Annotated in this window: 4 protein-coding genes; all 4 read right to left on the bottom strand. The window is 75.9% G+C overall.

All coding sequences use genetic code 11. The features are described from left to right. Nucleotides 1-314 precede the first annotated feature (314 nt). Nucleotides 315-1,607: an MFS transporter gene (locus tag VGC13_RS09760; protein WP_331125056.1), complete on the bottom strand. Its 1,293-nt coding sequence runs from the start codon at nt 1,605-1,607 to the stop codon at nt 315-317. Between the two features lie 65 nt (nt 1,608-1,672). Next, the gene (locus tag VGC13_RS09755) at nt 1,673-7,579 is read right to left on the bottom strand and encodes an amino acid adenylation domain-containing protein (RefSeq protein ID WP_331125055.1); all 5,907 of its coding nucleotides are present in this window, start codon (nt 7,577-7,579) and stop codon (nt 1,673-1,675) included. Further along, nucleotides 7,573-10,605: a type I polyketide synthase gene (locus VGC13_RS09750; RefSeq protein ID WP_331125054.1), complete on the bottom strand. Its 3,033-nt coding sequence runs from the start codon at nt 10,603-10,605 to the stop codon at nt 7,573-7,575. The genes VGC13_RS09755 and VGC13_RS09750 overlap by 7 nt, the downstream gene beginning before the upstream one ends. Next, on the bottom strand, nt 10,602-12,074 hold a 1,473-nt coding region (locus VGC13_RS09745; RefSeq protein WP_331125053.1), incomplete at its 5' end, for a non-ribosomal peptide synthetase. The genes VGC13_RS09750 and VGC13_RS09745, both read right to left, overlap by 4 nt.

The raw sequence follows: 12,074 nt of genomic DNA, 5'->3' as shown, positions 1-12,074 counted from the left end.
ACTCGGGACGTTGACCTCCCCCAGCGTCATGCCGGGGGTAGGGGGCCTATGCGAGAAACCGGAGAATCATCCCCGCAAATCAGCGCCAGCACGTCAGATGGCCGCGCTGAAGCATGTTTACAGCTTAGTGAATGACCGAGGGTCAGACAGAGGAAACGAGATCATGCTTCCACTCGCTTTCTCTGTTTGACTCTGTTCCTCTGTACCCTGAAGGTGTTGCTTTTCCGGATCTGGTATCACGCAGGGAAAGCAGAGGAAGCAGAGAAAAGATTCCGTTCCTCTGCTTCTCGGCTTTCCTCCCGCTCGCCAGCCGGCTAGTGGCGCGCCGGCTCCAGCTCCGGACCGGGCGGCGCCTCCTTGATCCCGCGGATGGCGGGCGACGCGCGGCAGGCGTACGTCACCGCGAGAAAGGCCAGCCCCAGCAGCAGGAACATGAGCCCGGCGCCCCGCCCCGGCCCCACCCCCAGCAGCCGCCCCACGGACCCCGCCAGGGGGCCGCCGGGGAGCAGCGACGGCTCGAACACCGACTCCACCAGCGGGCCGCCCACCAGAAAGGCCACGGGAACCGAGGAGCGCGCCACCATCAGGATGGCCGAGGCCACGCGCCCGTGCACCTCGGGCGGGGCGCCGCCCTGCCAGATCGCGCGAAACGAGCCGTTGATGAGCGGCACGCTGAACAGCAGGCCGAACATGGCGCCCGCCAGCGCCACCGCCCCCGTCGCCAGCCCCAGCGCCACCAGCGAGCCGCCGAACAGGGCCCCGCCCAGCAGCACCCCGTCCACCCGGCGCGCGGGCCCGCCCCAGGCGCCCATCATCACGCCACCGGCCAGCATCCCCGCGTAGCCGGTGGAAAGCACCGCGCCCAGCACCCGCGGCGAGGCCAAGTCCAGGATCGCCGGCGTGACGGCGACCCAGGACAGGTTCAGGAAAAAGTTCAGGACCACGAAGTACGCCAGCAGCCCCGGCAGACCGGGACGGCCGGCCAGGAACGACCACCCGTACCGCGCCTCGCGCAGGAACGACGGCTTTCCCTCCGGCGCGCCCCGCGGCGGCCGGGGGATGGGAACGGCCAGCAGCACCAGCAGCGAAAGGACGAAGGTGCCCACGTCCACCAGGATCACGCCCTCGGCCCCGATCAGGGTGTACAGAAACGCCCCCAGCATGGGCGCCGCGATCTGCGAGGCCGCCTGGCCCGAGTCCGACATGCCGCTGGCCCGCGCCAGCTGCTCGCGCGGCACCAGCGAGCCGGTGGCCGCCACGAAGGCGGGGGTCTTGAACGCAGTGACCGCCGCGCCCAGCGCGTTGGCCAGGTACACGTGCCAGACGGCCACCACGTCCAGAAGGAACAGGAGCGCCAGCCCCACCGAGAGCGCCGCGGCCGCGGCGTCGGCCAGGATCAGGACGCGGCGCCGGTCCCAGCGGTCCACCAGCACCCCCGCCACGGGAAGCAGCAGCACCTGCGGAAGCGTGGCCGAAAACAGCGAAAGCGCAAAGAGCAGCGCCGACCCCGTGGTCTCGTAGATCCACACGCCCAGCACGAACCAGGTCATCCCCGAGCCCAGCAGCGAGGCGACCTGGCCCGTCCAGATCAGGGTGAACCTCCGCATCCCCGCCCCCTTCGCGGCCCCGGCGCCGGCGGGGGACGGAACCGCCGTCCCCCCTCCCGGCCCGCTCACGGCGCACCCGCCGCGCCGCCGGCCCGGGGCCCGAGCACCGCCCAGAGCGGCGCGTCGAGCGAAACCGACAGCCGGCGCAGCAGCGCGAACAGCCGTCTCTGCATCCGGTCGATCTCGCGGGCGCGGAACTGGTGCGGATAGTAGCAGAAGGCCACCGGCATTCTGCCCTGCTGCGGCCACACCATCACCCGCAGGGGGTGCTCCGTCTGCGCCAGGCTCCCCGCCCCCTCAATGTTGCCGGTCTGCCGCAGGTAGCCGCGGGCCCGCTCGCCGAAGGGAAAGTTCTCGAAGACGATGTAGCTCTGGTACAGCGGCTGCCCCGGCGCCGCGCCGGCCCACGCCTCCAGCAGCGCGGGGGGGCAGTAGTCGTACTGGCGCGACTCCGCCTGCTGGGCCTGCAGCGCCGCCAGCCAGGCGCCCAGGGTGGCGCCGGGGTCCACCGGCGCGCGCACGGGGATGATGTTGGTGAGGCACCCCACCATCCGCTCCACCCCCTCGATGGCCGGCGGGCGGCCGGACACCATGGTGCCGAACACCACGTCCCGCTGGCCGGTCCGCTCGCTCACCAGCAGCGCCCAGGCACCCTGCACCAGCGTGTTGAGCGTAAGGCCGTGCGCGCGGGCGGCGCCGGCCAGCGCGGCCGCGGCGGGGGCCTCCAGGTAGCTGACCCGCATGGCGTACTCGTCGCCGCGCGGCGCGCGCGGCCCGGGGGGCGTGAGCGGGTTGGGGGCGCGAAAGCCGGCCAGCAGGCCGCGCCAGAACGCCTCGGCCGCGGCCCGGTCCTGCCGCTCCACCCAGGCCACGTACTCGCGAAAGGGCGGGCGCGCCTCCACCTGGGGCTCGGCGCCGCGCAGCAGCGCCTCGTAGGTGTCGAACACCTCCGTCAGCAGCAGGGGAAAGCTCCAGCCGTCCTGCAGCATGTTGTTCTTGGCCCACACCATCCAGTACTCGTCGTCGCCCACCTGGAACAGGGCCAGGCGCGAGTGCGGCGCGCGCGAAAGGTCGAACCCGGTGCGGCGCAGGGCGCGCACGTAGCGGCGCAGCCGGGCGGGCCGCTCTCCCGGCGGCACGCCGCGCCAGTCCCGCTGCTCCAGGGGCACGGCCGCGCGCTCGTGCACCACCTGGTACGGACGCTCCACCCCCTCCCACACGAACGAGGTGCGCAGCGCCGGGGTGCGGTCCACCACCCGCTGCAGCGCCCGGTGCAGCAGGTGCGGGTCCAGCCCCGGCCGCCGCAGCGCCGCGGCCCAGTGGATGACGTACAGCCCCTTTTCCGGGCGGGCCAGCTTGCGCCGCAGCCAGTCGGCCTGCAGTGGGCCGGCCGGGTAGCTGTCTTCCACGGCGACCCCCTCGCGCGCCAGCGCGTCCAGCACCTCGCGGGGAAGGGGCGCGGGGCCCGTGGCATCCCCGGACGGGGCCGCGGACGGGGCGTCCTCGATGCCCGGCAGCGCCGCCAGCTCGGCGACCGTCTGCGTCTGGAACAGCATCCGCGGGGCGAGGAACAGGCCGGCCTCGCGCGCCCGCGACACCACCTGGATGCTGCCGATGGAGTCGCCGCCCAGCTTGAAGAAGTTGTCGTCCACCCCCACCTGCTCCACCCCCAGCACCTCGGCCCACACCCGCGCCAGGCGCGCCTCCAGCGCCGTGCGGGGCGCCACGAAGCCGGCCTGCAGGTGCGGCGCCGGGCGCTCCGGCTCGGGGAGCGCCGCCCGGTTCACCTTGCCGTTGGGGTGCAGGGGCAGCGCGTCCAGCACCACGAACGCGTGCGGCACCATGTGCTCCGGCAGCCGGCCGTGCAGCGCGTCGCGCAGGCGGGGGACGAGCTGGTGGTTCAGCTTGCTCGCCAGCGGGTCGTTGGCGTACGCCGCCCACGGCTCGTCGCCCGCCGGCTCCTCCAGCGCCATCGGCCCGCCGTCGTCCCCCCCGCGCCAGAGCAGCGCGCGAAAGCGGTCCTCCGCGCCCGGTCCGTCCCACGACAGGCGGCACCGGTAGCCGGCCGCCTCCGCCGCCTGGCGCACCTGCTCCGGGTCCACGCCCCCGTCCGGGGCCGCGGCCAGCGCCGCGCGAAGCTCGCCGGCGGTCCCTGCCTCGCCGGCCTGGCGCAGCAGGCCCAGCGCCCGCACGGCGGGCCGCACCCGGGCGTTGGGAATGCCGCGGATTCGCACCGCCCGCGGCGCGCCGCGCAGCAGCAGGGCGCGCAGGGCGTCGGAGTCCAGCCCCTCCGCCTCCCAGTCCACCCACTCCGGGAAGGGGGCGGGCGCGGGGGCCGCGCCGGCGCGCAGCACCACGTCGTAGCGAAACTGCGTCATCTCGTTGTGGAACCGGCCCTGCTTGAGCGCCACCTCGGCGCGGCCCACGCGCGGGTGCTCGCGGCAGAACGCCGCGAACAGGCGGGGGTCCACCAGCAGCTCCTGCTCGCGCGCGGCCTGGGCCAGCACCTGGCGGCGCAGCTCGCGCAGGGGCATGGACGCGTCCGCCCGCGCCAGCGCGGTAGCGGCGTGAAAGGCCTCCAGCAGCGGCAGGCTGCGCACGTCGCCCACGAACAGAAAGCCGCCCGGGGCCAGCCGGTCCACCGCCCCCCGCAGCACCCGCCGCAGGTAGCCGGCGTCGGGAAAGTACTGCACCACGGAGTTGATGACGACGGCGTCGAACGCGCCCTCGGGAATGCCGGCGAAGTCGTCCGCGGGCTGGTGCCCCAGCGTGACCCGGTCCGCGAGCCCCGCCGCGTCCAGCTGCCGCCGCACCTGCTCCAGCCCCACGGGCGAGACGTCGGTGCCGTGGTACCCGGCGCAGTGCGGGGCGATGCGGAACAGGAGCAGCCCCGTGCCGCAGCCGATCTCCAGCACGCGGCGGGGGCGCCCGGCCAGGACGCGCTCCACCACCCCGTCGGTCCACTCGCGCATCTGCTCCGCGGGGATGGGCTCGCCCGTGTAGCTGCTGTTCCAGCCGGCGGTGTTGAACGCGGAGTCCGCCTGCGCCGGGGCGGCCACGTACGCCTCGCTGAACACCGACTGCCACTGCCGCACCTGCTCGGCCCGCGCCGCCTCGGCCGCGCCGCCGTCCCCGTGCTCCGCCGCCCGCGGGACCACGTAGGCCACCAGCCGCTTTTCACCGCCCTCGGCGGGGCGGGCCACCACCACGGCCTCGCCCACGTCGGGCTGCTGCAGCAGCGCGGTCTCGATCTCTCCCGGCTCGATGCGAAAGCCGCGCACCTTGACCTGGAAGTCCGTGCGGCCGATGTACTCCAGCGTCCCGTCCGCGGCCCGGCGCACGCGGTCGCCCGTGCGGTACAGCCGCGCGCCGGGCTCGCCGCCGAACGGGTCGGGGACGAAGCGCTCGGCGGTGAGCCCCGGGCGCCCCAGGTACCCCCGCGCCACCTGCACGCCCCCGATCAGCAGCTCGCCCGGCACCCCGGCCGGCACCGGCTCTCCCCGGGGGTCCAGCACGTACAGCTGCGTGTTGGCCACCGGGCGGCCGATGGGAACGGGGTCGCGGTCCGGCGCGGCCGTGCAGTCCCAGTAGCTCACGTCCACCGCCGCCTCGGTGGGGCCGTACAGGTTGTGCGCCCGGCACCCGGCCAGCTTTTGCGCCACGCCGGCCACCAGCCCGGCGGAAAGCGCCTCGCCGCTGGAGAACAGCCGGCGCAGCGAGCGGGTGCGCCGCAGCCCGGGCTCGTCCAGGAACACCCGCAGCATCGAGGGGACGAAGTGCAGCGTGGTGACCCGCTCCCGCTCGATCACGTCCACCAGGTACGCGGGGTTGCGGTGGCCGTCCGGCTCGGCCATCACCAGCCGCGCGCCCACGGAGAGGGGCCACAGGAACTCCCACACCGACACGTCGAAGGTGTACGGCGTCTTCTGCAGCACCACGTCGTCCGCCCCCAGGCCGTACTCCTCCTGCATCCACTGGATGCGGTTGTGGATGGAGGCGTGCTCCACCTGCACGCCCTTGGGCCGCCCCGTGCTGCCCGAGGTGTAGATGACGTACGCCAGGGCGCGGGGCCCCGCGGCCGCGGGCGGGTTCTCTTCCGGGCCGCCGGCCCACGGCCGCGCCGGGCCGTCCAGCCGCAGCGCCTCGACCCCGTGCTGCGCCAGCCCCGCCGCCCCCCGCCCGTCCGTCAGCACCAGCCGCACCCCGGCGTCCTGGAGCATGAAGGCCAGGCGCTCCGCCGGGTACTCCGGGTCCAGCGGCAGGTAGGCGCCGCCGGCCTTGAGCACGGCCAGCAGCCCCTCCACCATCTCCACCCCGCGCTCCAGGCACAGCCCCACGCGCGTTTCCGGCCCCACCCCGCGGGCGCGCAGGTGGTGCGCCAGGCGGTTGGCGCGCCGGTTCAGCCCGGCGTACGACAGCCGCGCGCCGCCGCTCACCAGCGCCACGGCGTCCGGGGTGCGCGCCGCCTGCCGCTCGATGGCCTCGTGCACGGTGGCGTACGGCGGGTAGGCGCGGCGCGTGTCGTTGCACGCCGCCACCACCTCCCGCCGCTCCGCCTCGCGCATCAGGGGCAGCGCCGAAAGGCGCCGCTCCGGGTCCGCCGCCACCGCCTCCAGCAGCACCCGCAGATGGCCCAGCATCCGCCCCGCCGTGGCCGGCTCCCACAGGTCGGTGGCGTACTCCAGGATCCCCGCCAGCCGGTCCCCGTCCTCCGTGACCGAAAGCCAGAGGTCGGCGATGGTGCTGGCCCGGTCGGTGGGGATCGACTCCACCAGCAGGCCGGCCAGCTGCACCGGCTTCCACGAGGCGCCCTGGACGGTGAAGATGGCCTGGAAGAGCGGGTTGTGGCTCAGGGTGCGCTCGATGCCCAGCTCCGCCACCAGCTTTTCGAAGGGCAGCTCCGGGTGCGCGTACGCCTCGAGCGCCGTGTCGCGCACCCGGTGCAGCAGCGCGCGGAACGAGGGGTCGCCCGACAGGTCCGTCCGCAGCGCCAGGGTGTTGGTGAAAAAGCCGATCATCCCCTCCGCCTCTTCCCGCGTCCGTCCGGCGGTGGGGCTGCCCACCACCACGTCGTCCTGCCCGGCGTAGCGGGAAAGCAGCACCTTGAGGGCGGCCAGCAGCACCATGAACAGGGTGGCGCCCTCGCGCCGGCCCAGCGCCCGGAGCTCGCGCCCCAGCTCGGGGGGCACGGCGAAGCGCAGCATGGCCCCCCGGAAGCTCTGCACGGCGGGGCGCGGGCGGTCGGTGGGCAGCTCCAGCAGGGTGGGCGCCCCGGCCAGCTGCGCGCGCCAGTACGCCGTCTCGCGCTCCAGCAGCGGGCCGGCCAGCCGCTCGCGCTGCCAGGCCGCGAAGTCGGCGTACTGCAGCGGCAGCGGCGGCAGGGGCGACGGCCGGCCGCGCACGAAGGCGTCGTACAGCGCCGCCATCTCGCGGAAGAACACGCCCATGGACCACCCGTCGGTGACCACGTGGTGAATGGTCACCAGCAGCACGTGCTCGTCCGCGGCGGTGCGCAGCAGCTCCATGCGAAAGAGCGGGCCCCGCTCCAGGTCGAAGGGCGAGCGCGCCTGGCGGGCGATGGCCTCGTGCAGCGCCGCGTCGCGCTCGCCGACGTCCAGGCGCGACAGGTCGCGCAGGGGAACGGCGCAGGGCACCGCCGGCGCGATGCGCTGCCGCGGCTCGCCCCCGTCCTCGCCAAAGGTGGTGCGCAGCGACTCGTGCCGGTCCACGATCTCGCGCAGCGCCCGCCGCAGCGCCCCCTCGTTCAGGTCGCCGGTAAGGCGCAGCGCCAGCGGAATGGTGTAGGCCGCGCTCCCCGGGCTGAGCCGGTCCAGGAACCACAGCCGCTCCTGCGCAAAGGAAAGGCGCGCGGTGCGGGTCCCGCCCTCCGCGCCGGGGGCGGGGTCCGCCGGGGGGGCGGCGGCGGGCGCGGCGGGCCGCGGCGGCGTGGCCGTCGAAAGGGAGTTCAGCATGCGGCGCCCTGGGCCTGAAGGATCACGGGTTGCGCGCCCGCGCCGCCCGGCCGGCCGCCGTCCTCCCGCATCGCGCGGATGAGGGCGGCAAGCTGGCCGGGGGTGGGGTGCTCGAAGATGTGGCGGACCGTCAGGTCCACCGAAAAGGTCCTGCGCAGCCGGGTGAGCAGCTGCACGGCGGCCAGCGAGGTGCCCCCCGCGGCGAAGAAGTCGTCCGCCCCGCCCGCCGGGGCGCCGAACAGCTCCCGCCAGATGGCGGCGACCCCGTCCTCCACCTGCACGGGGGCCGCGGGCGCCTCCGCGGCCTGCACGGCCACCGCCGCGCCGTCGCCGGCGGGGCGGCCGTTCCCCGCCGCCGCGGCGGGCGGGGCCACCCCCGCCGGGTCGATCCAGCAGCGGCGGCGCTCGAAGGGGTAGGTGGGAAGCGCCACGGGGCGGCGGGCCCCCGGGGCGTGCAGCCGGGCCCAGTCCACCTCGGCCCCCGCCAGCCACAGCCGGCCGGCGGCGGCCAGCAGCCGCTCCGCCTCGGGGCGGGGCGAGCGGCGGTGGCCCAGGGTGCTGACCAGGGCCGTCCCCGGCGCGCAGGCGGGGTGCTGCGCCGCCAGGTCAACCAGCGTGCTTCCCGGCCCCACCTCCAGCAGCACCCGGTCGGGCTCGGCCAGCAGCGTGGCCACGCCCTCGGCAAAGCGGACGGTCTGGCGCAGGTGGCGCACCCAGTAGCCGGGGTCGGTGGCCTCGTCGTCCCCGATCCACCCGCCGGTCACGTTGGAAACGAAGGGGATCCGCGGCGCGCGCAGGGTGCAGCCGGCCACCACGGCGCGGAAGTCGTCCAGCACCCCGTCCATCATCGACGAGTGGAAGGCGTGCGAGGTGGCCAGGCGCCGGGACGACTGCCCCTGCGCCTCCAGCCGCGCCTGCAGCGCCTCGACGTGCTCCGCCGGCCCCGAGACCACGCTCAGCAGGGGGGCGTTCACGGCGGCCAGCGAAAGGCCGCCGGCCAGCAGCGGCCGCACCTCGTCCTCGCCCAGGTACACGGCGAGCATGGCCCCGGCGGGAGCGGCCTGCATCAGCCGCCCGCGCGCGGCCACCACGGCCAGCGCGTCCTCCAGCGAGAACACCCCCGCCAGGCACGCCGCCACGTACTCGCCGATGCTGTGGCCGGCCAGGGCCTCGGGGTGCACCCCCCACTCCATCCACCGCCGCGCCAGGGCGTACTCCACCGTGAACAGCGCCGGCTGCGTGACGCGGGTCTGGTCCAGCGCGCCGGACGGGGCGTCCCCGGCGGGGAACAGGTGCGCGCGGACGTCCTCGCCCAGGTGGGGGCGCAGCAGCTCGGCGCAGCGGTCCACCGCGTCGCGAAAGACGGTGTCCGAGGCGTAGAGCCCCGCCGCCATCCCCGCGTACTGCGCCCCCTGCCCGGGAAACAGGAAGGCGACCGGCCGCCCGCGCCGCTCCTGCGCCTCGGTCAGGACGCGCTCGCCGTCGCGGCGTTCCAGCGCCTCCAGCGCGTCGGCCACGTCGCCGCAGGCCAGGGCGCGGCGGTGGCCGAAGGCGCGCCGCCCGGTCTGCAGCGTGTACGCCACGTCGGCCAGCGGCGCGTCGGGGTGGGCGCGCAGGTGCTCCGCCAGACGGTCGGTGGCCGCCTCCAGCGCCGTGGCCGTGCGGGCCGAGAGCAGCAGCAGGTGGGGGCCCGCCGCGGGGGCGGGGGCGGGGCGCGGGGGGGCCTCCTCCAGCACCACGTGCGCGTTGGTGCCGCCCATCCCGAACGAGCTGACCCCCGCGCGGCGGGGCGTGTCCGACGCCGGCCAGGGGCGCAGCGCGTCGACCACGTAGAACGGGCTTCCCGCCAGCGGCACCTCGGGGTTGGGGGCGCGAAAGTGCAGGCTGGGGGGGATGGCGCCGTGCTGCAGCGCCAGCACCGCCTTGATGAGCCCGGCCACCCCGGCCGCGGCGTCCAGGTGCCCCAGGTTGGTCTTCAGCGAGCCCAGCCCGCACCCCCCGGGGGGCGCGCCCCCCGCCTCGAACACCCGCCGCAGCGCCGCGAACTCGATGGGGTCGCCCAGCCGCGTGCCGGTGCCGTGCGCCTCCACGTAGCCGATGGTGCCGGGCGGCGCCTCGGCCACCGCCTGCGCCTCGGCGATCACCTGGGCCTGGCCGTCCACGCTGGGCGCCGTGTAGCCGATCTTCTGCCCTCCGTCGTTGTTGATGGCCGAGCCGCGGATGACGGCGTGCACGCGGTCGCCGTCCGCCGCGGCCTCGCCGGCCCGCTTCAGCACCACGATCCCCGCCCCGTTGCCCCCCACCGCCCCCGTGGCCCCGGCGTCGAAGGCGCGGCAGTGCCCGTCGCGCGAGCCGATCCCCCCCTCCTGGTAGAAGTACCCGGCGCGGTGCGGCACCCGCACCGACACGCCCCCGGCCAGCGCCACGTCGCACTCGTAGGCCAGCAGCGCCTGCGCGGCCAGGTGCACCGCCACCAGCGAGGTGGAGCACGCCGTCTGCACGGCCACGCTGGGCCCGGTCAGGTCCAGCCGGTAGGACACCTGCGTGGTCAGGTGGTCGCGGCTGTTGCCCAGCGTCAGCTGGATGATCCCCACCTGGTCCTCCAGCGACCGGTCGGACATCAGGTTGCGCAGGAGGTAGGTGCTCATGGAGGCCCCGGCGTACACGCCGATGCGCCCCGGGTGGCGCGCGGGGTCGCAGCCGGCGTTCTCCAGCGCCTCCCAGGCGCACTCCAGCAGCAGGCGCAGCTGGGGGTCGGCCAGCTCGGCCTCGCGCTGGGTAAAGCCGAAGAACTCGGGGTCGAAGCGGTCGAAGCCCTCCAGCGCGCCGCACGCGCTCACGTAGCGCGGGTCGTCCAGCACGCGCGGGTCCACCCCCGACGCGCGCAGGTCCTCGGCGTCGAAGCGGGAGATCGACTCCACCCCCGCCGCGAGGTTGCTCCACAGCGCCTCCACGCCGGGGGCCCCCGGAAACCGTCCGCTCATGCCGATGACGGCCACGCCGTTCACGGCCTGCTCAATGCTCATCGCGTCGTCTTTCGCTGATGGTTTGCGCGCGCGGCGTCGCGCCGCCGCGCCGCGCGGGCGTCGATGCGGGCGTCGGGCGCGGGCGCGTCGCCGCCGGCGGCCAGGTGCGCGGCCAGCCGGTGGATGGTGGCGTTGCGGAACATCTCTACGATGGGAACGTCGCGGCCCAGCGCCTCGCACATGCGCGCGTGCGCCCGCGCCGCCAAGAGCGAGTGGCCGCCCAGGTCGAAGAAGCCGTCGTGCACGCCCACGCGCTCCAGCCCCAGCACCTCGGCCCAGATGCGCGCCAGCGCCTCCTGCAGGGGGCCGCGCGGGGCCACGTACTCCCCCGCCAGCTCCGGCCGCCGCGCCTCGGGCTCCGGCAGCGCGGCCCGGTCCAGCTTTCCGTTGGGCGTCAGCGGCAGCGCGGGCAGCTCCACCACGGCGGCCGGCACCATGTAGCCGGGGAGCCGCTCCGCCAGGCGCGCGCGCAGCGCCCGCGCCGCCCCCCCGTGCCCCTCGCGGGGAACGACGTACGCCACCAGCCGCCGGTCCGCCTCTTCGCCGCGCGCCACCACCACCGCCTCGGCCACCTCGGGCTCGCGCAGCAGCGCCGCCTCCACCTCGCCGGGCTCGATGCGGAAGCCCCGCACCTTGACCTGGAAGTCGGTGCGGCCCACGTACTCCAGCGTGCCGTCGGCCCGCCAGCGCACCCGGTCGCCCGTGCGGTACAGACGCGCGCCGGGCTCGGCGCCGAACGGGTCGGGGACGAAGCGCTGCGCCGTGAGCGCCGGCCGCCCCAGGTAGCCGCGCGCCACCTGGGCGCCGCCCACCCGCAGCTCGCCGGGCACGCCGGGCGGGACCGGCTCGCCGTGCGCGTCGACCACGTACAGCGGCGCGTTGGCCACGGGCCGGCCGATGGAGGGGACGGCGGAGTCGTCCGGCTGCACCGGGCCGGAGCTGGACACCACCGTGGCCTCGGTGGGGCCGTAGTTGTTGACGAGCCGGAAGGGGTGGTCCGCGCGGGGCCGCGCGCGCAGCGCCTCGCCCCCGGTGAGCAGGGTGCGCAGCGGGGCGGCGGCGGGCCACGGCAGGGGGAGCAGTTCCTCCGCCAGTGGCGTGGGGACGAACGAGACCGTGGCCCCGTGCTCCACCAGCCAGTCGCGCAGCCGCGCCGGCGCCGCGCGCACTTCGCCGGGCACCACGTGCAGGGCGGCCCCGGCCGTCAGCGGGGGCCATATCTCCCACCCGGCGGCGTCGAAGCCGAAACCCGCCAGCTGCGTGCACCGGTCGCCGGGGCCCACCCCGAACGCGTGCCGGTGCCACGCCGCCAGGTTGGCCAGGGAGGCGTGCTCGACCTGCACCCCCTTGGGCGTCCCCGTGCTCCCGGAGGTGTAGATGACGTACGCCAGCCCCCGCGGCTCCACCGCGCGCGGAAGGTCGTCCGCCGCCTCCCCCGCCCAGGGCCGCGCCCCCCCGTCCAGCGCCAC

This window comes from Longimicrobium sp. (assembly GCF_036399255.1).
GTDB lineage: Bacteria > Gemmatimonadota > Gemmatimonadetes > Longimicrobiales > Longimicrobiaceae > Longimicrobium.
The sequence above is the reverse complement of the archived record's forward strand: the minus strand, read 5'-3'. Positions and strand labels throughout refer to the sequence as shown.

Excerpts from the sequence above, each read along its gene's own strand:
- VGC13_RS09760 (WP_331125056.1), bottom strand. The coding sequence starts at position 1,607 with ATGCGGAGGTTCACCCTGATCTGGACGGGCCAGGTCGCCTCGCTGCTG.
- VGC13_RS09755 (WP_331125055.1), bottom strand. The coding sequence starts at position 7,579 with ATGCTGAACTCCCTTTCGACGGCCACGCCGCCGCGGCCCGCCGCGCCC.
- VGC13_RS09750 (WP_331125054.1), bottom strand. The coding sequence starts at position 10,605 with ATGAGCATTGAGCAGGCCGTGAACGGCGTGGCCGTCATCGGCATGAGC.